We start from the raw sequence: 19,840 nt of genomic DNA on the forward strand, positions 1-19,840 counted from the left end.
CCCCCCCCCCCCCCCCCCCCTCCCCCCCCCCCCCCCCCCCCCCCCCCCCCCCCCCCCCCCCCCCCCCCCCCCCCCCCGCCCCGGCGCCGTGCGGACGGCGACATACGGCGAGTCGCCGCGCACGCCAGCCGCAGCCGACAGCGGCAACCGCCTTACGCAGCCGCGTTACGCGGTGTCTTTCGGAATCCACGCCTTCCAGACGTCCGGGTTGGCCTTCACCCAGCGCTTGGCCGCCTCATCGGCGGACAGCCCCTGGGAGGCGATCATCTCGGAGACGTCGTTCTGGTGGTCCTTCGACCAGTGGAAGTTCTTCAGGAACTGCGCCGCCTTGCCGCCCTTCTTCGCGAAGTCCGCGTTCAGGTACTTCTGGAGCGGGGTCGTCGGGTAGGCGCAGTCGATGGTCCTAGGGTCCTCGGCCCCCTTGGCGGCGCACTCCTCCGTGTACTTCGGAAGCTTCACCTCCACCATCGGGACCTCGTTGAACAGCCACTGCGGCTCGTACCAGTAGGTGAGGAACGGCTTCTTCTGCTTGGCGAACTGCTTGATCTGAGTGATCTGCGCCGCCTCGGAGCCCGCGAAGACGACCTCGAAGTCGAGGTCGAGATTGCTCACCAGCGCCTTGTCGTTGGTGACGTAGGACGGTGAGCCGTCCAGCAGCTGGCCCTTCTTGCCGCTCTCCGCCGTACGGAGCTTGCTCGCGTACTTGTTGAGGTTCTTCCAGTTGGTGACGTCCGGGTGGGCGTCGGCGAAGTACTTCGGTACGAACCAGCCGATGTGGCCGGTCACGCCCAGGTCGCCGCCGCGCGCGATCGTCTTCTTCTCCTTGACGTACCGCTGCTCCTGCTCCGGGTGGCCCCAGTCCTCCATGATCGCGTCGACCCGGCCCTGGCTGAGCGCGTCCCAGGCGGGCACCTCATCGACCTGGACGGTGTCCACGCGGTAGTCCAGCTCGTGTTCCAGGAGGTACTTCGCCACCGCCACATTGCCCTGGGCTCCGACCCATGACTGGAGGGAGAGGTTGACGGTCTTGGCGTCGGAGACGTTCGCGTACGGGGACGACTGCTTGGTCATGTCGGCCTTGCCGCAGCCGGTGGTGAGGGCCAGCAGCCCGGCGACGGCGCTGAAGGCACCGAGTGTCATCGCGCGGGTGCGCGTACGAGACGTACGAGACGTGTGATTGCGCGTACGAGCTGCCATGTCAGGCTCCCTTCCGTGCGCGGCGCCGGGTCGGCTGCGTCACGCGGTCGAGCATCAGGCCCAGGCAGACGATCGCCGCACCGGCGACGAGGCCGGTGGCCAGGTCGCCCTGCGCGAGGCCGAGCAGCACCTGGTAGCCGAGGCCGCCGCCGCCCACGAGCGAGCCGATGATGACCACGGCGAGCACCAGGACGACGCCCTGGTTGACGGCGAGCAGCAGGGCCGGGCGGGCGAGCGGGAGCTGCACCTGGCGCAGTTGCTGGCCCCGGGTGGCACCGAGGGACCGGGCGGCTTCCATGGCCGCCGGGTTGACCTGGTTCAGGCCCTGGGTGGTGATGCGGATGACGGCGGGCAGCGCGTACACGATGGCGGCTGCCGCCGCCGGGGCGCGGCCCACGCCGAACAGCGCGACGACCGGGATCAGGTACACGAACTGCGGCATCGTCTGGAAGACGTCAAGGACCGGCCGCAGCAGGCGTTCAAGGCGGCCGCTGCGCGCGGCGAGGATGCCGATGGCGAAGCCGAGGATGAGCGTGACGACGACGGCGGCGAGCACCTGGGACAGGGTGTTCATCGACTCGTCCCAGACCCCGAGCACGCCGATGCCCGCCATGGCGAGCACGGCCGTCAGGGCGGTGCCCCAGGTGCCGATCAACCAGGCGAGGGCGGCGACGATGAACAGCACCGACCACCACGGGAGGGCTTGCAGGCCGTCACGCAGCGGGTCGAGGGCATAGGTGGTGAAGTGCCCGGCCCAGTCGGCGGTGCCGCCGATGACGGGCACCCCGGAGTAGAGGTGTTCGGTCATCCAGTCGACGCCGTCGTTGACGGTGTCGGCGATGGCGACCGTCCAGCTCTCCGGCCAGGTCAGCGACTCCGAGAGCTGGCCGGCGACGAGGGCCACAGCGACGGCCCACCCGTCCCAGCCGCGCAGCCAGCGCGGCCCGGCGGGCTTGCCGCCCGCGTGTTCGCCCGCCGCTGCCGTGGTGCGGTCCAGGACGATGGCGAGCAGGACGATCGGGATGCCCGCGGCGAGCGCCGCGCCGACGTCGACGGAGGACAGCGCCTGGAAGACGCGGTCACCGAGACCGCCGCCGCCGATCATGGAGGCGATGACGGCCATGGAGAGCGCCATCATGATCGTCTGGTTGAGGCCGAGGAGGAGTTCCTTGCGCGCCAGCGGCAGCCGGGCCGTCACCAGCCGCTGCCACCGGTTCGCGCCGAGGGAGTCCACGGCCTCCAGCACGCCCACGTTGGCGTCGCGCAGCCCGAGCGCGGTGAGCCGGGCCATCGGCGGCGCCGCGTAGATGACCGTCGCGAGGACGGCGCCGGGCACGCCGATGCCGAAGATCAGCACGACGGGCAGCAGATACGCGAAGGCGGGCAGCACCTGCATGGTGTCGAGGACGGGCCGCAGGGCCCGGAAGGTGCGGTCCGACAGGCCGCCGGCGAGGCCTAGCAGCGCGCCGATGACGACCGAGAGCACGACGGCGACGACCATCAGGGCGAGCGTCTGCATGGTCGGCACCCACATGCCGAGCAGCCCGCACACCGCGAACGACAGCGCGCTGGTCACCGCGACCTTCAGCCCCGCCGTGCGCCAGGCCACGAGGGTGGCCAGCGCGGTCACACCGATCCAGCCGAGGGCGAGGAGCACGAGGTAGACGCCGCGTACGGACAGCACGATGGCGTTGCTGATGTGGCCGAAGAAGTACACGAACAGCGGGTGGCTGTCGCGGTTGTCGATGATCCAGTCGTTGGCGTCGCCCAGCGGCTCGGTCAGATCGACCGTCAGGTCCGACGGCCACGTGCCGCTGGCCCACTTCGCGTGCGCGAGCGGGATCAGCACGGCGGCGAGCACGATGAGGACGGCGAGCTTGCGCACGCTCGGGCGCCGCGCCAGTGCGCGCGGGCCGCTCACGGCCGACGCGTCGGGGGTCTTCGTCATGGGAGGGGTGGCGGTGCTCACACGCGGCCCCTGGTGACGGGGCCGGTGGCGTGACACGCCGCACGGCGAGCGGCGCCCGCCGTGGGACAGGAAGCGGGGAAAGCCGGGAGACGGCTGGTGGTGGTGCGGTTCACGCCGGCACCGCCTCGCCCCGCTCGATACCGGCGACCACGTCGAGCAGGCAGGCGTGGTCGATGACGCCGAGGCAGCGTCCCGCCTCGACGACGCGGACCGGGCCGCCCGCGCGGGCCACGGTCTCGATGGCGTCGGCGACCGTCGTACCGGGCGGCAGCTCCGGGCCCTGGTCGGCTTCGCCGTCCCTGGCCGGGCGCATCGCGCGGCGCACGGTCAGCACCTGCTCGCGCGGCACGTCGCGGACGAAGTCCCGTACGTAGTCGTTCGCCGGGGAACCGACGATCTCCTCCGGCGATCCCAACTGCACGATCTTCCCGGCGCGCATCAGCGCGATCCGGGTGCCGAGCCGCAGCGCCTCGCTGAGGTCGTGGGTGATGAAGACCATGGTGCGGCCCTCGTCCTGGTGCAGGCGGATGACTTCTTCCTGCATGTCACGGCGGATGAGCGGGTCCAGGGCGCTGAACGGCTCGTCGAAGAGGAGGACCTCGGGGTCCACGGCGAGGGCGCGGGCGAGGCCCACGCGCTGCTGCTGGCCGCCGGAGAGCTGCCCGGGGCGGCGGTTCTCCATGCCGGTGAGGCCGACCTTCTCCACCATCTCGGCGGCCTTGGCGCGGCGTTCGGCCTTGCTGATGCCCTGGATCTCCAGGCCGTAGGCGATGTTGTCGAGCACGGAGCGGTGCGGGAGCAGCCCGAAGTGCTGGAAGACCATCGACGCGCGGTGGCGGCGCAGGTCGCGCAGCCGTGCGCGGTCCATCTCCAGCACGTCCTCGCCGTCTATGACGACGCTGCCGCTCGTCGGCTCGATGAGCCGGGTCAGGCAGCGGACGAGGGTGGACTTGCCGGACCCCGACAGGCCCATGACGACGAAGACCTCGCCCTGGTGCACATCGAAGGACACGTCGTGGACGGCGGCGGTGCAGCCGGTGCGCTGCCGCAGCTCGTCCGGCGGAAGCTCGGCTTCCGGGCTGCCGGGGATGCGGTCGGCCTTGGGGCCGAACACCTTCCACAGGTTGCGGATCTGGAACACGGGCTCCGTGCTCTCCGCGGTGCCGGCCGGGCCGTCGGTGGACGCGGTCCCGCCGTCGGCGGCCGTGGCGCCGGTCCCGGCGGGCGTCTCCGCGGCGGACTCGGCGGTGGTCTCGGCGGTGGTCTCGGCAGTGGGCTTGGCGGACTCAGCGGCTGATTCGGCGGCGCTCATCACGCATCACCTCCCGGCGTCGTGGTTCGGGCAAGCATCTCGGCGCACTTCTCCCCCACCATCAGCACTCCGATCATCGGGTTCACGGCGGGCATCGTCGGGAAGACGGACGCGTCGGCGATCCGCAGCCCGCGCAGTCCGCGGACGCGCAGCTCCGGGTCGACCACGGCGAGTTCGTCAGCCGGGGCGCCCATGCGGCAGGTGCCGGCCGGGTGGTAGACGGTATGCGCGACCTTACGGGCGTACTCGCTGATGTCCTCGTCGGAGGTGACCCCGGGCCCGGGGCACACCTCGCGCTTGAGCCAGCCCGCCAGCGGCTCGGTCTTGGCGACCTCGCGGGCGATCTTGATGCCGTCGACGAGCGTGCGGCCGTCGTAGTCGTCCTCGTCCGTGAAGTACCGGAAGTCGAGGGCGGGCTTGGCCTCGGGGTCGGCGCTGGTCAGGTAGAGGCGGCCGCGGCTGCGCGGCTTGGGGATGTTGGGCGTCATCGACACGCCGTGCGCGGGCTTCTCGTAGCCGAGTCGCTCCGGGTTGTCGGTGAACGGGATCTGGTAGAAGTGGAACATCAGGTCAGGACCGCGCGACTCCGGGTCGCGGCGCAGGAACAGGCCCGCGTCGGAGTCCATCGCCGAGTTCTCCGGGATCGGCCCGTCCGTCTCCCACACGATGACCGACTCGGGGTGGTCGAGCAGGTTCTCGCCGACGCCCGGCAGGTCGTGCGTGACAGGCAGCCCCAGCGCCTCAAGGTCCGCCCGGGGGCCGATGCCGGAGTGCATGAGCAGCCGCGGGGTGTCCACCGCGCCCGCGCACACCAGCACCTCGCGGCCCGCCTCGATCAGCAGCTCCTCGCCGTCCTTGGTGCGCACGCGCACGCCCGTCGCCTGGTCGCCGTCCAGGACGAGCTGGTACGCCCAGGTCTCCAGCAGCAGCGTCAGGTTGGGCCGGTCGCCCGCCTCGATGTGCGGGTGGAGGTAGGCGACGGAAGCGGAGGAACGCTTGTTGTTCTCCGGGTGGTACGCCAGGTCGAAGAAGCCGACGCCCTCGTGGAACGGGGCCTTGTTGAAGCCTTCGACGCGCGGCACGTCGAGCGCGGTCCGGGCGGCGGCGACGAAGTCGCGCGCGATGGCGTTGCGGTCCTTCTCGTCCACGGCCACGATGTTGTTGCGCAGCCGGGCGAAGTACGGGTCCATGGACTGGGCGTCCCAGCCCTCCGCACCCGCCTCGGCCCACTCGTCCCAGTCACCCGGCAGCGGCTTGAAGCTGATCAGGGTGTTGTGGGAGGAGCAGCCGCCGAGCACCTTGGCGCGGCTGTGCCGGATGTGTGAATTGCCGCGTGGCTGCTCTGTTGTGGGGTAGTCATAGTCCAGGTCGCCGCCGAGCAGGCCGAGCCAGCGGCGCAGGGTGAGCACATCGGGGCGGTCGATGTCCGAGGGCCCGCCCTCGATGACGGCGACGGTGACGCCGGGGTCCTCGGTCAGCCGGGACGCGATCACCGAGCCTGCGGTGCCACCGCCGACCACGACATAGTCGTATACGGGCATGAGGGGTCGCTCCTTCTGCAAGGTACGTGCGGTTACGTGGTGCGCGAACAGGCGGGCGGATCAGCCCGCGAACCAGCGGACGGGCCGCGGGTCCAGGTTCTGGTAAATGTGCTTCGCCTCGCGGTATTCGGCGAGCCCGGCCGGGCCCAGCTCACGTCCCACACCGGACCTGCCGAAGCCGCCCCACTCGGCCTGCGGGAGGTAGGGGTGGTAGTCGTTGATCCATACGGTGCCGTGCCGCAGCCGTCCGGCGACGCGGCGGGCACGGCCCGGGTCGGTGGTCCACACGGCACCGGCCAGCCCGTACTCGGTGTCGTTGGCCAGCTCGACGGCCTCTTCCTCGGTGCGGAAGGTCTCCACGGTGAGGATGGGCCCGAAGGTCTCCTCACGGATGACCCGCATGTCGCGGTGGCACTTGTCGAGGATGGTCGGCGAGAAGAAGTAGCCGGAGGCCGGGCGGGTGGCGGACGGCTTCGGCTGCTCACCGCCGCAGCGCAGCACAGCGCCCTCGGCGAGCCCGGAAGCGACGTATCCCTTGATCTTGTCCAACTGCTGCTGGGAGACCAGCGGGCCGCACTCGACCCCGTCCTCGGTGCCCCTGCCGAGCTTGATCCGCTCCGCGCGGCGGGCCAGCTCGGCGACGAAACGGTCCCGCACCGACTCCTCGATGATCAGGCGCGCGCCCGCCGAGCAGACCTGGCCGCTGTGGATGAACGCGGCGTTCAGCGCCTGGTCGACAGCGGTGTCGAAGTCCTCGTCGGTCGCGCATGCGTCGGCGAAGACGACGTTGGGGTTCTTGCCGCCCAGCTCAAGAGCGACCTTCTTCACGGTCGGCGCCGCGGCCTGGGCCACCTTCGTACCGCTGGCGAGTCCGCCGGTGAACGAGACGAGGTCCACGTCAGGGTGCTCGGACAGGCGGGCACCGACCGGGTCGCCCGCGCCGGTCACCAGGTTCGCCACCCCGGCCGGGAGACCGGCCTCGGCCAGCAGCCGCATCAGATAGATGGTGGACAGCGGCGTCACCTCGCTGGGCTTGACGACGAAGGTGTTGCCTGCGGCGAGCGCCGGAGCGATCTTCCAGGTGGCTTGAAGCAGCGGGTAGTTCCACGGCGCGATCAAGCCACAGACGCCCACCGGCTCATGGACGACCACGCTGTGTACGTCGGGGCTGCCGGCGTCCACGACACGGCCCGCTCCCTCGCCCGCCACCAGGTCGGCGAAGTAGCGGAAGGCGTTCGTCACGTCATCGACGTCGACCCGGCCCTCTTCCAGCGTCTTGCCGGTGTCGCGGCTCTCGGTCAGCGCGATCGTCTCGCGGTCCCGCTGGAGCAGGTCGGCCACGCGCCGCAGCAGCGCGGAGCGCTCGGAGACGGCGGTACGGGGCCAGGGGCCGGTGTCGAACGCCCGGCGCGCCGCGGCGATGGCGTCATCGGTGTCGGCGGCGGCGCCTTCGGCCACCAGGGCGAGGGTGGTCGCGTCCGCGGGGTCGAGCACCTCCCGCTGCGCGCCGGATGCGGCCGCTCGCCACACCCCATCCACATAAATCGTCTCGACTGCCGACACGTCTGCTCTGCCTTCCGATGAACCGAAATGTTTCCCCGCTGGTCACGCCAGCAACAGGGAACCCTCCCCGGAAGGCTTAAACGTATGCGCGATCGTTCATTGAAAGTGGCCTGACTCACTACACACGCGCCACTTTAGTCAGAAATGCGTAGTAAAGAGCTGATAAATTCACACGCATCAAACAAGCCAAGGGGTAGGGATCTCGTCATGACGACGAAGTACGGCGTGCTGGCAGCAGCGGTGTGTGTGGTCGCGATAGTAGGCGTTACCGGCTGCGGCAGCGACAACGGCTCGGATGACGGAAAGAGCGGCCAGGCGAAGCCCGCCAACGCGCTGGAAGGGCTGTCCGCGAAGGAGATCTCCGACAAGGCGATGGACGAGCTGCTCGGCGCGACGTCGATGCGCATGAAGCTCGACGAGGGCAACGGTCCCCAGGACGCGAAGATCGACCTCGCGCTGGACAACAAGGGCAACTGCAACGGCAGCATCAGCATGGGCGGCCAGCAGGGCTCGGCCGAGCTGATCAAGGCCGGCTCGAAGGTCTGGATGAAGCCGGACCAGGCGTTCTGGAAGTCCCAGGTCGGCGGCGAGGACGGCACGGCAGCCGCCGAGCTGTTCAAGGACCGGTACATCTACGGCACCACAGACGACGAGATGCTCAAGGGCATGGCCGAGACCTGCGATCTGAAGGCCTTCCAGAGCAGCATCAGCAAGGACGACAAGAGCGACAGCACCGGCGACAAGGCCATGAAGAAGGGCGCGCTGACCCGTCTCGACGGCCGCCCCGTCGTCCCGCTCATCGTGAAGGAAGACACCGACAAGCAGACCGTCTACGTCGCCGCTGAGGGCAAGCCCTACCCGCTGAAGATCGTCTCGACCGGCGGGTCCGACAACAGCACGATCGAGCTGACCGACTACGAGAAGCCGGTCGTGACGACGCCGCCACCCGCCAGCCAGGTCGTCGACGTCAAGAAGTTGCAGGACATCAAGTCCTGACACCGCGCCAGTCGCGCCGCGTGCGCGTCGGCTGACGCATGCGGCGCGCCACAGCGCCACAGCGCCACGGCCACGCATACGGCACTTCGCACGCGGACGCCGGTGCGGATGCGAGCGTCAATGCGGACACGGACGCGGACGCGGACGCGGTAGAAGCGAGCGCCCGTCATACGAGACGTCCCCCGAAGGCCCATGGCCTTCGGGGGACGTTCGCGTCCGGCGACATACCCGCCGCGCGGCTGCGTGCGGGTCCGGCCTGGCTGGGGCGGGTCAGAACTCCTCTTCCGTGGGCGGTGCGTCACGGGCGAGCAGGCCCGCCGTCCACAGCGGCAGCAGCGCGTGTGCCGCGAGCAGCGAGATGAGCACCGGCAGCAGAGCCCCCGTCAGCTCCCCGCCCTCGGCCAGGCCGACGGCCACGAGCCCGGCGACGGCGAGTGCGAGCAGCACAGTGAAGGCGCGGTGCGCGACGGTGAACACCCGGCCCCGGTCGGCGAGCTGCCGCTCGTCGAGGACGGCGGCCCGCAGTTCGAGCAGGCCCCGCGTCGCCGAGTTGAGCGCCCCCGTCAGCCAGCACCAGGGCAGGAGCGTGCCCAGCATGATGCCAAGGCCCCACCAGCCCGGCTGCTCCTGGAACGCGGCGATGCCCGAGCCGAGCGCCAGCGCGGTCAGGCCGATGTGCGCACCGACCAGGGCACGGCGGCGGGCGGAGGTGGCGTGCACCACGTCGGCCCGGGGGTCGTTCATCGTCTTCAGCATGAAGCGGTCGTAGCGCGTGTGTTCCCTCTGGCGCGTGGTCATGACGTCCTTCCGTACACCTCATCGGTGAGCGGCCGGAACGGTTCGAGGGAGAAGATCGCCTCTACCGGCAGCCCGAAATGGCTCGCGATACGCAGGGCCAGGTCCAGGCTCGGGTTGTAGTCACCGCGCTCGATGTAGCCGATCGTCTGGTAGTGCGCGCCGACCGCCTCGGCCAGACGCTGCCGTGAGATCTTCCGCTCCGCCCGTACCATCGCCAGCCTGTTGTGCACCTGCTCGCTCATGTATAAGAAGTACTACATTCGAACGTAGGTCAGCAAGTAGCTGGGCGCGTACGTCGGCAGAGCGCCGCGATGTGAGCAACCCGGACGACGGGCTCAGATGGCCGCCGGGGCCGCCAGGCGGCGCGTCTCAACCAGGGGAACAGACCCAGTCCTTGGGGCAGAACGACGGCAGCACGATGTCCTGCGTCTTCCGCTGCGCGGGCCACTTCGACTCAGGACCCAGGATCAGGATCGCGTACTGCTCCTCATCCACGGCGGTGAACGAGCGGTCCAGAACCCGGCGCGGGCCGAACGCGGGGCTGTCGTAGCGGTACTCAAGCTCCGCGTCGGAGTCGTCGGCCACGTCGCCGAACTCATCGCGGACCCGCTCCAGCCGGAGTCGCTGATAGGTCGGCTGCTTCGCCTTCAGTCCCTTGTCCGCTGCGGTCAGCGACTCGAACGGTGTCAGCGAGGGCCCCGTGGGGTCCAGGGCGAAGATCTGGATCATGGACGTCTTGTCGGGCGACTCGTAGAAAACACCGTCGTCACGCTTCTCGCGCGTCCAGCCCTCGGGGACGTAGACGCTGAACCCCTCGGGGTCGTCCTGCTTCTCGTACCCCTCCGGCGGCCCGCCGCCCGCGTCGGGCGACTCGATTTCTGCGCCAGTGGAGCCGGTGGAGTCCGTGGAGCCCGTGCCCTCGGAAGGCCGCGAGTCACTCGCGAAGGGGTCCGGCTCCCGCGCGGGTTCCGACGCGCTCGAACCGGACCTGCCCCGCTCGTCCTTGCCGTCGTCGGCCACCAGCTGCCAGATGCCGACCCCGAGGCCGCCGAGCAGGGTGACGGCGAAGGCCGCGAGCAGCGCCTTGCCGATCCGTGCGCCCGGCGCTCTGCCGCCCGGCCCGGAAGGCTCCGTGCCCGGCCCCGCCCAGCGCTGCTCGGCCTCGTCCCAGTGCGGCCCGCCGGCCTGCTCACTCATCCGCCCGCCTCCCCTTGGCGCGCGACACGAGAACGCCTGCCCGGCGCGGCGGCGACGGCTGCCTGCCCCGCGTGAGGGGCGGACCGGCGCCTGCCGGGAGGTGACCGCCGCGCGCCGACGCGCCGCCCGCCCCGCACCGACCGGCGGTACGTCCCGTCGCGAGGCCCGGCGCGGCCGACGCACCTCAGACCTTCACGCGGTGTTCGTGATTCCTCCACCAGAGCGGTGAAGTTACCTGCGAGAAACCTGACATGTGCGATGACGAATACATCCCGCCGCGCCCCGACCTCACCGAGACGCAATGGCTCGACCTTGACGAGAGCATCACCACCACCGGACGGCAGGCCCCCACCCCCGCCGCCGGTGCGGGCGCCGGGACCGGCGGCGGCCTGGTCAACCGGCGCACCGTGCTGGGCGGGGCGGTGGCCGGAGCCGCCGCCCTGACGCTGCTCCCCCAGGGCGCGGCCCCGGCGCGGGCGGCGGGCTCCGGCACGGCCCCCGTCGACCCGTTCCCATTCCCCACCCGGCCCGGGGCGAACGGGGAGTACGCCGTGCTGATCACGGGCGACGCCGGCACGGGCTCCGACGCCCAGTACGCGGTGGCTGCCGCCGCCAGGAAGGTCTGCCGCGCCGAGGGCGTCAGCGTGGCCGTAGGACTCGGCGACAACCTCTACGAGAACGGCCCCGAGTCCGCCCACGACGACGAGTTCACCAGCAAGTTCGAGCAGCCCAACACGGGCATCGACGTGCCCTGGCTGATGGTCCTCGGCAACCACGACTGCTCGGGCCTCATACCCGGCAGCGGCGGCGACCCGTCGCGCGGAGACCGCGAGGTGGCGTACGCGACGACCTCCCGGCGCTGGCACATGCCCGCCCGCTACTACGCGACCGCGCTGCCCGCGCGGCGCGGCTCGGACGCCCCGCTCGTGGAGTTCTTCGCGCTCGACACCAACCCGGTGGCCTCGACCGTGACACAGCTGGACCCGTACTTCCGGTGGAACGGCCCGTACATGCGGGAACAGCGCCGCTGGCTCGACTCGGCGCTCACCGCGTCCCGCGCGACCTGGAAGATCGTCATCGGCCACCACCCGTACCTGAACAACGGGAAGCACGGCAGCGCGGGCTCGTACGACGGGTTCGAGATCGGCCACTACACCAGCGGGGTGCATTTGAAGGAGCTGTACGAGGAGGTGGTCTGCGGCCGGGCCGACGTCATCCTGTCCGGGCACGACCACACCCTCCAGATCCTGGAGCCGACGAAGCGGGCCCGGGGCACCCGGCAGATCGTGTGCGGCGCGGCGGGCAAGTCGGGCGACGGCAAGGCACACGGGAACCACCCGGCGCGCTGGCAGGACTTCTCCAGCCACGGGTTCATGGTGCTCAAGGTGTCCGCCGGTGCGCTGAAGACCGACGCCTACACCGTCGACGTCGAGACCGCCACCGCCCGCCTCGCTCACAGCGTCACCACCAAGACCGCGCTGAGCGAACGCTCCTGACCGCCTTTCCACTCGCCGCCGCCCGATGGCGGGCCCGCCCCGGCTCCCCGCGAGCCGCCGGGCCCGCCACCGCGTCGCGCCCACGGCCGCCGCGCCGCCCGGCGCCGCACGCTCATCCACCGAGCAGCGGGCCCAGCGCCTGGCCGACGGCCACACCGGAGGCCAGCATGCCGATGCTCGTGCTCGCGTCCTGAAGCAGCGTCCGCAGCCGGGCGAGCCGACCAGGGGCGGCCTGACCGGTGCGCTGGATCTCGTCCTGGGCACCGGCCAGTTCACCGGCCAGCGCTTGGGTCTCCGGACTGGGCACGACGCGCTCCAGGTCCTCGCCGAGCTGCCGCATCGCCTCGACGAGCCGCTCGTACGCGGGGTCGCGCGGGGCGCCCTCGTACCGGACGTTCTCGATGTGGTGGTGGTCGCCGATGCCGATGGCGCTGCCTTCCACACTGCCGAACCGGATGTCCCCGGTCCGCCAACCGCCGCCCGTGCTTCCTGTGCTTGCTGTGCTGCCCGTACCGCCGCCGGAACCACCGCTCCCGCTCACGCCGTCACTCCCGTCCGCACCGTGCTCGTCAGCTGGTCGCACCGCTGCCCCCTCCTCCTGCGTTGGCACCGCCAGGGGCGGCCCCCCGGCCTGCCCCCTGACCCCCCGTCTGACCTGCCGTCTGACCTGCCGTCTGAGTGTTCTGCCGCGTCACATTGCTGATCGTGTGGTGGTCGCCGATGCCGATGGCGCTGTCCCTCGCCGACTCGATGAAGACGCCGCCGCCGCTGACATTGATCACCTTCTGCTCGAACTCCACGGTCTGCCAGCCCGCCTCGTAGAGCGCCTGCCGCACGCCGCCCGCCACCCGGTCCTCCACGCTCTTGAGGTAGCGGCTCACGTCCATCTCCTGGAAGAGGGAGGCGTCCTGGTCACTGCCCATTTCGCGCACCGAGACCCACGGGCCGTCCGGCAGCGCCCTGTCGTACGCCCCGGCGTAGGCGCGCCACGCGCGCAGTGCGGCACGGAACGGATACACCAACGCCCGGCCCGCCGCCCTGGGCAGCTCGCCGATCACCCAGGCCATCCTGCCCAGCGACGTCTCCCGGCGGTCGGCGTCCGCGATCCGGTCGACTGCCTGGAAGGCGGGGCGGATGGGACGCAGCACGTGCGGGGCGAACTCCAGCATCAGCATGCCGCCCTGCGTGTGCACCCGGACGAAGACGGTGACGACGACTTCTTCCCGCCACGCGCCGACCCGGACGCGCAGGAAGTGCCTGCGCTTCTCGCCACCCTCCTCGACGGCCTCCTCCCGCTGGCGTGCGAAGTCGGTCGCGGAGTGCGGCGCGTGCGACCGCTGGGTCAGGCCCTTGACCGGCAGGAACACACACTCATCGAGCTGAAGGCCGCGCAGCCGGTCCCTGACCTCGACCGGCATGCTCAGCGAGCCCTGCGCGGCGGGCAACCGCAGCTTGTCCACCAGCGGCCGGATCTTCTCCAGCACCACCCGGTTGTCGAGCTGCACCTGCCGCACGCCCTCGCGTGGCCGCAGTTCGACCGCCAGGGTCCACGGCTCATACGGACGGCCCGCGCCGAGGAAGGGATGCTGGGGGTGGTACATGATCATCGGCGAGTGCTGCTCGCGGCGGATGAGGTCCCGCACTCGCTGGAAACGCCTGCCCGTGTACCGCTCGGCGACATCAGGGCCCTGCCCGGCGAACGTGGCGGGCTCCAGGTCGACAGCGAGCGTCCTGGCGACCTGTCCGCGATGGGCAGCCAGCACCCCCGCCATCACCAGCGGGAACACCATGGCGAACCAGCCGTCAGCGGGGTCGATGGGCAGGGGCGGCACGAGACTGCCGGGCGAGACCGGCGCGTCGCCGCCCGCCAGGATCACCGACAAGGCGAGGAGCACGTACGCCACGAGGAGAGCCCAACCGAGGAAGGCGCTCACGACCGTCATCCGACGGCGGCCGGGGGCGGCTCCCTTGCCCGGGTAGCCCGCGCCCACCGTTCCGTACGAGCTGCCACGGGCCCAGGACGCGAGGCCGAGCAACATGCAGGGGATCAGCAGAGCGACAGCGAACCACAGGATGAGGCCGAAGAAGAGCGCCCATACCGCGACGATCGCGGCGGCCGCCGCGGCCTCCAGCCTGCGGGCCCGCAGGGCGTGTGCCAGGACCCGGGTCACCTCGGTGCCGAGTGACGGCGCCACCGCCCGCTCCTGATGGACGTACAGCTCATCGATGACGGCGTCACGGAAATCGTCATCGAGGTACACCCCCGCGCACAGCAGCCGCGTCGCCTCACTGTGGGCGTACGGCGGCCGTCCGGACGGCGGGGCGGGCGGGGAGCCGGGAGCGGCGGGCGTGCGGGATGCCGGTTCGGGCCGCGTGGCCGCGCGGGGCGCGGGCGTCCGCGCTGCGGGCTCTCCCCGCGGCGGCACGGGAGCGGCGGGCGCGGGCGTGAAGACAGGGGCCGGGGCGGGGGCCGGGGCGGGCGCTGGGGTCACGGCCGGATCGACCGCGGGCTGGGACGGCGGGGCGGAGGCGGGCTCGGACGCGCCGGACGCTGGTGGGCCGGGATGCGGTGCGGCGGCGGCCGGGGAGGGCGCTCGGGGTGCGGCCGCGGCCGCACTGATCCCCTCGCGCGCGCCCGGTCTGGACGCCTCTGCCGGCTCGGTACCGCGCGACTCGGCCCTGGGAGACCCGGCTCCGGGTGCGTCGGCGCCAGGTGTACCGCCTCTGGGCGGCTCGGTTTCGGGCGCCGCTGCTGCCGCCGCTCTGGGCGGCGCCGCTCTGGGCGATGGCCGCCGGGAGCCCGGTCGTCCGGCCGCGTGCTGGTGGTGATCCTCGTGAGCCATGCGCCCCCCGGGACTGGCGTCAGATGAGTCCACGTTAGGGGAACTGACGCTCCACCAGCAGGCGCTTGCACGAAAGGCCACACTCCCGTGTGAAACAGGGGTGTGGCCTTCCGTTTTCGGCTTCGGCAACGCCGGTGAACCGGCTACCGCCGGTGGCTCAGATCAGGCCGAGACCGCGCACGGCGTCGCGCTCCTCTTCCAGCTCCTTGACCGAGGCGTCGATGCGGGTGCGCGAGAAGTCGTTGATCTCCAGGCCCTGGACGATCTCGTACTTACCGTCCTTCGTGGTGACCGGGAAGGAGGAGATGATGCCCTCCGGCACGCCGTACGAACCGTCCGACGGGATGCCCATGGAGGTCCAGTCGCCGTCGGGCGTGCCGTTGACCCAGGTGTGCACGTGGTCGATGGCGGCGTTGGCGGCCGAGGCGGCCGAGGACGCGCCACGCGCTTCGATGATCGCGGCGCCGCGCTTGGCGACGGTCGGAATGAAGGTGTCGGCCAGCCACTTCTCGTCGTTGACGACCTCGGCGGCGTTCTTGCCCGCGACCTCGGCGTGGAAGATGTCCGGGTACTGGGTCGCCGAGTGGTTGCCCCAGATGGTGAGCTTGCGGATCTCGCTCACCGGCACGCCGGTCTTCTGCGAGAGCTGCGAGATCGCGCGGTTGTGGTCCAGGCGGGTCATCGCGGTGAAGCGCTCCGCCGGTACGTCGGGGGCGGCGGCCTGCGCGATGCGCGCGTTGGTGTTGGCCGGGTTGCCGACGACGAGGACCTTGATGTCGTCCGCGGCGTGCGCGTTGATGGCCTGGCCCTGCGGCTTGAAGATGCCGCCGTTGGCCTCAAGCAGGTCGCCGCGCTCCATGCCCTTGGTGCGGGGGCGGGCGCCGACGAGGAGGGCGACGTTGGCGCCGTCGAAGGCCACGTTCGGGTCGTCGGAGATGTCGATGCCGCGCAGCAGCGGGAACGCGCAGTCGTCGAGCTCCATGGCGGTGCCCTCAGCGGCCTTCAGGCCCTGCGGGATCTCCAGGAGGCGAAGCCTGACCGGCACGTCAGCGCCGAGAAGGTGACCGGAGGCGATGCGGAAGAGCAGCGCGTAGCCGATCTGGCCGGCCGCGCCGGTAACGGTGACATTGACGGGAGTGCGGGTCATGGCGATCTCCTGCTGCGAGCTGGCGGTGGGTGTCCCTGCCCATTTTCCGAGGTCTCTTGGTATCGAGAGACACGGCGTCAGGCTATACCGACGCGGCCACCCCCCACGCCCCTGCCCTCTGTGGGACAGCTCACCGGGCGAAAACAGCCCAACTCGAGCGCGGCGGGCGCGGTGCGGGACGCCGCAGTACGTCGCGGCAGGTCGCGGTAGAGCGCGGCAGGTCGCGGCAGAGCGCAGCAGAGCGCGGCAGGTCGCGGTGCGTCAGGGACGCGCCGGGCCGCTGGGCGGGTCTCCTTGGCGCGCGTTCCTCGGCGCGGGGCTTCCCGGTGGGGTCCCGCCGACCGGAATCACCTGAGCGGAATCTCCCCGTCGGGTGCCCGGCCTGGGCAGAAACCGGCTCGGCGGCCGTCCGCAGCAAGGAGGGGGGAGCGCGAACGGCCGCCTGTGTATCGCCGTACCCGTGGGGGGGTATGGAGCGCCTGCCCAGCTTCTGTGCGGCCATTCCCCCTCACTGACAAGGAATCGCCACCCGGCCACGCCCCCGCCTCACCGTCCCCGCCACTTCCCTGACCCTCCCCTGGCCCTCCTCCGGCATTCCCCCGGCACGAGTCATGCCGAGAGGTGGCTAACCGGCGTACTTCGCCGCGTAGTCGCGGGCGACCGCCAACTGTTCGCGCTCCATCCAGGGCGCGGCGGCCAGCATGCCGGGCAGCTGCGTACGTTCCGTCGTCACGGCACGGAACAGCCGGGAAACGGTGACGTCATGCTCGGGACGGCGCACCACGTCGACCGGGTCGCCGGCGCGGAACTCGCCAGGCTCGATCACCCGGAGAAAGGCACCACAGGCGCCCGCCCGGGTGAACCGCCGCACCCAGCCCTTCTCGCCGATCCAGCCGGCGAAGGTGCGGCAAGGAATGCGGCCACCCGTCACCTCAAGCACCACCTCGGAGCCGACGCGCCACCGCTCGCCCACCAGAGCGCCCCGGAGATCGATGCCCACGGTGGTGAGGTTCTCCCCGAACGCCCCGTTGGCCAGCGGGCGCCCCAACTCCCGCTCCCATATGTCCAGATCCTCCCGGGCGAACGCGTAGACGGCCCGGTCGTCCCCGCCGTGAAAGCGGAGATCGCAGACGGAGTCCCCGGCCACGCCGCTCGCCCCCACCCCGGGCGGACCGGGCGGAGCCACGCGTACCGGCCCGTTCACCGGCTGCTTGTCGATGCCCGTCATTCCGGACGCGGCATCGGTATAGGTCACCGGCTTCGCCGGTCCCACGTTCAGGCTGAGGATCTTCATACCGCATGCTAGATCCTCGCCCTCACCAGGCAGCGGAACGCACTGTTCCGGGCGGTGCGACGCGGCTGGTGACCCGTCGGCGGCCGAGGCGGTCGCGCGCCCCGGCCCCGCTCGCTCGGCCCCGCGCCAGGCCCGTCCGCCGCTCACTCGCCCGTGCAGCCCCGCTGGCCCGTGGTCAGCGTGACGCACGCCGTGGCGCGCGTGCCGGGCTTGACGGTGACCATGAAGGTGTACGCGTCGCCGTCGGCGTTGGCCGTCTGGCTCTGCTCGGGCGCCCGCTTGCCGTCCGCCGCCTCGGCCGTCACCCGCACCTTGTCGCCGGGCGCCGCCTGGTTCACCCGCGCCCACGATGCGCCGCACACCTTGCTGTAACGGACCTCGATATACGCCGTACCCACGATCGCGTCACCGGTGGTCTTGGCGTACCGACCGCTGCACCCCATGGCCTCCGGGTCCTTGCCGCCGCATGCCTCGCCCGTGCACCGCACTCCCTTGGGCAGGTCGGCGCTCACGGACGGCGAGGGGGTGGCCGGGCCCTTCGCCCGGGCACCGTCGTCCTTGCGGAGGTCGAACACCAGCACGACGGCGGCGATGATGAGCAACGCGCCCACGATGCCGGCGACGAACATCGCGACCTGGCGCCGCCACACGCCCGACGAAGACCGCCCGGATGGCCCGGATGGCTCGGACGGCCCTGCCTTGCCGGACGACCCGGACGACCCGGCCGGGTCGGGGGTTCCGGTCGGGTCGGCGGGACCGGTCGGCCCGGGCGCTTCCGACGGTTCCGCTGGTGTGGGTGGGGCGGAGGCGGTGGAGGCGGGAGAGGACCGTCCGCACAAGAGAGTGGCGGGTGCCGAAGGCCCTTGGCGGTCGCACGAGTCGTCCGGGTGCTCCCGCACGTCGTGGGGCTCGGCCCCGGGCCCGGCCGCCGCGCGGCGCCGCCACGCGGGTGCTGACGGCGAGGGCGCCGACGGTGGTGGTGAGGCCGACGCGGACAGCGGTGGTGCCGACGCTGACGCCGACCGCGTGGCCGACGGCACGGCGAGGTTGCGGGGCCACTGCAACCGTTTACGTGGCGCCTCGTCGGCCGCGTCAGCCTCGATGTCCTCCCTGGCGAGCTCCAGCCAGTGGCTCCGCGGCGCGTCGGCTCGCGGGCTCCCGGCCTCCTGCCGGCCGCCCGCCGGGCGTGCGATGGGCGGCGGGGGCACGGGGGACACGGACGGCACCGCGGGCGCGAAGGAACCTGAGTCGGCCTTCTTCTCGCTGACCTCTTGCTCGGCGGCCTCCTGCTCGCCGGCCTCCTGCTCCGCCTGGCTCGCTTTACGGCCGCCGTGGCCCGGCTTCTCGTCGGCCGGGGCCTCGAACTCCCCCAGCGCCGCCCGCCCTTGCGCGGCCCATATCGCCTCCATGGTCATGTCGTGCCGTATCTCCGACTTCCTCCGGGCGCCCTCCGCGAGCTCCCACAACGTGGACAGGTGGTCCGCATGAGCACCGGTCAGCTCCGCCAGCGTCCGCACCGCACGCCGCGGCGGCAGCAGCTTGCCACCCAGGTACTGCTCCCACGACGTCTTGCTGTAGCCGGTACGGTCCGCCACCGCGGCCATGCCGAGCTCGCTGCGCTCGATGAGTCCACGCAGCTGCTCGATGAACTCCCGCACTTGCGGATCGAGTTCCTCCGGCAATTCCCTCCAGCGAGGCATCGCCTTCCCCCTGTCCCCCCCGAATCCACCCTCTGACCTGCTTCAGTCCGGTCCCCACCGGGCCCGCGTGGAGGTGCTGTGGCTGCCGCTGCGGACGCAGGTCCCAGGATGGCAGTCCCGCGACACAGGACGCGCTGGGGCGCTGGGGACAATACCGCGACCTGGTGCATGGCTCCCATGAGCCGTGCCACCTCCCATCACGGACACGGCTCCTGCCACCGGGCAGAACGGGTCAACTCGCCGTGTCAGCTCGCCGGGCCAGCTCATCGGGTCAGTTCGTCGGGTCAGTTCGTCGACGGTGTCAGCTGAGGGATGCCCGGCGCGCCGCTGCTGAGGCGCCTCCCTGACGCCGGGAGGACCGGGCTGAAGGCCGCCTCTGCCTGGCACTTTCCGTTGCGTAACTGCGACGCGGCACCGGAATGGTCACCTCCGGGCCACAGGCTGCGGACTTTTCTTGATCTCGCCCGGCAGGACGGTGATCCTCATACAGAGCTCGTTCGACAGGGACCGTGGTCCTCGTGGAGAGCTCGTCGTCGCGGCACGCAGTACGCCAGTGCACCAGCGCGACACCAGCGTGATACCACGTCACCAGCGCGACACTGTAGTACTGCGGAACAGCGGCGGTCGGCACGGGGACACATCGAACGGCGGCTCGTCCTCCCACGGGGGTGGAGGACGAGCCGCCGTTGTCCATGTCTCCGGCAAGGTCTCCGGAGGCCCGGCTCTTGCGGCCCTGTCTCTTGCGGCCCGGTCTCCGGCACGCGCGAGCGTCCGCGCGTACAGGCCA

General features: G+C 71.4%; 15 protein-coding genes. 2 read left to right on the plus strand and 13 right to left on the minus strand.

The window, feature by feature from the left end:
• Positions 1-165: 165 nt before the first annotated feature.
• The 5 genes from AC5P1B_RS33235 to AC5P1B_RS33255 form a co-directional block, all read right to left on the minus strand.
• On the minus strand, positions 166-1,197 hold the full coding sequence (locus AC5P1B_RS33235) for an ABC transporter substrate-binding protein (protein WP_493891734.1): 1,032 nt from the start codon (positions 1,195-1,197) through the stop codon (positions 166-168).
• Position 1,198: 1 nt separating this feature from the next.
• Positions 1,199-3,145 carry an ABC transporter permease gene (locus AC5P1B_RS33240; RefSeq protein WP_493891765.1) on the minus strand — a complete coding sequence of 649 codons (1,947 nt, stop codon included), beginning with the start codon at positions 3,143-3,145 and terminating at the stop codon, positions 1,199-1,201.
• 130 nt (positions 3,146-3,275) lie between these two features.
• On the minus strand, positions 3,276-4,478 hold the full coding sequence (locus AC5P1B_RS33245; RefSeq protein ID WP_493891735.1) for a quaternary amine ABC transporter ATP-binding protein: 1,203 nt from the start codon (positions 4,476-4,478) through the stop codon (positions 3,276-3,278).
• Entirely contained in the window at positions 4,478-6,019 is a 1,542-nt protein-coding gene (locus AC5P1B_RS33250) for a GMC family oxidoreductase (protein ID WP_493891736.1), read from the minus strand. The genes AC5P1B_RS33245 and AC5P1B_RS33250 overlap by 1 nt, the downstream gene beginning before the upstream one ends.
• Before the next feature lie 60 nt (positions 6,020-6,079).
• The gene (locus tag AC5P1B_RS33255; protein ID WP_493891737.1) at positions 6,080-7,582 is read right to left on the minus strand and encodes an aldehyde dehydrogenase family protein; all 1,503 of its coding nucleotides are present in this window, start codon (positions 7,580-7,582) and stop codon (positions 6,080-6,082) included.
• A gap of 207 nt (positions 7,583-7,789) precedes the next feature.
• Between AC5P1B_RS33255 and AC5P1B_RS33260 the strand changes: the two genes are divergently transcribed.
• A complete protein-coding gene (locus AC5P1B_RS33260; RefSeq protein ID WP_493891738.1) occupies positions 7,790-8,578 on the plus strand; it encodes a hypothetical protein in 789 nt (262 codons plus the stop codon).
• A 270-nt stretch (positions 8,579-8,848) separates the two neighbouring features.
• Here AC5P1B_RS33260 and AC5P1B_RS33265 read toward each other — a convergent pair whose 3' ends face one another.
• From AC5P1B_RS33265 to AC5P1B_RS33275, 3 genes are all read right to left on the minus strand, one after another.
• Positions 8,849-9,376: a hypothetical protein gene (locus AC5P1B_RS33265; RefSeq protein ID WP_493891739.1), complete on the minus strand. Its 528-nt coding sequence runs from the start codon at positions 9,374-9,376 to the stop codon at positions 8,849-8,851.
• A complete protein-coding gene (locus AC5P1B_RS33270; protein ID WP_493891740.1) occupies positions 9,373-9,618 on the minus strand; it encodes a helix-turn-helix transcriptional regulator in 246 nt (81 codons plus the stop codon). The genes AC5P1B_RS33265 and AC5P1B_RS33270 overlap by 4 nt, the downstream gene beginning before the upstream one ends.
• Positions 9,619-9,745: 127 nt before the next feature.
• Positions 9,746-10,573 carry a serine/threonine kinase C-terminal domain-containing protein gene (locus tag AC5P1B_RS33275; RefSeq protein WP_493891741.1) on the minus strand — a complete coding sequence of 276 codons (828 nt, stop codon included), beginning with the start codon at positions 10,571-10,573 and terminating at the stop codon, positions 9,746-9,748.
• Between the two features lie 251 nt (positions 10,574-10,824).
• Between AC5P1B_RS33275 and AC5P1B_RS33280 the strand changes: the two genes are divergently transcribed.
• Entirely contained in the window at positions 10,825-12,069 is a 1,245-nt protein-coding gene (locus tag AC5P1B_RS33280) for a metallophosphoesterase (RefSeq protein WP_493891742.1), read from the plus strand.
• Between the two features lie 112 nt (positions 12,070-12,181).
• On the opposite strand, the gene AC5P1B_RS33285 is transcribed toward AC5P1B_RS33280, so the two are convergent.
• From AC5P1B_RS33285 to AC5P1B_RS33305, 5 genes are all read right to left on the minus strand, one after another.
• Positions 12,182-12,652 carry a hypothetical protein gene (locus AC5P1B_RS33285; RefSeq protein WP_493891743.1) on the minus strand — a complete coding sequence of 157 codons (471 nt, stop codon included), beginning with the start codon at positions 12,650-12,652 and terminating at the stop codon, positions 12,182-12,184.
• The gene (locus tag AC5P1B_RS33290; RefSeq protein ID WP_493891744.1) at positions 12,639-14,561 is read right to left on the minus strand and encodes an AbeC-like domain-containing protein; all 1,923 of its coding nucleotides are present in this window, start codon (positions 14,559-14,561) and stop codon (positions 12,639-12,641) included. Before AC5P1B_RS33290 ends, AC5P1B_RS33285 begins: the two co-directional genes overlap by 14 nt.
• Positions 14,562-15,069: 508 nt before the next feature.
• Positions 15,070-16,059 carry a malate dehydrogenase gene (locus tag AC5P1B_RS33295; protein WP_493891745.1) on the minus strand — a complete coding sequence of 330 codons (990 nt, stop codon included), beginning with the start codon at positions 16,057-16,059 and terminating at the stop codon, positions 15,070-15,072.
• A gap of 625 nt (positions 16,060-16,684) precedes the next feature.
• The gene (locus AC5P1B_RS33300; RefSeq protein WP_493891746.1) at positions 16,685-17,353 is read right to left on the minus strand and encodes an MOSC domain-containing protein; all 669 of its coding nucleotides are present in this window, start codon (positions 17,351-17,353) and stop codon (positions 16,685-16,687) included.
• A 143-nt stretch (positions 17,354-17,496) separates the two neighbouring features.
• Positions 17,497-19,053 (minus strand): helix-turn-helix domain-containing protein, encoded by a 1,557-nt coding sequence (locus tag AC5P1B_RS33305; RefSeq protein WP_493891747.1) that lies wholly within the window; start codon positions 19,051-19,053, stop codon positions 17,497-17,499.
• Between the last annotated feature and the right edge of the window lie 787 nt (positions 19,054-19,840).

The organism is Streptomyces sp. A01, assembly GCF_059026195.1.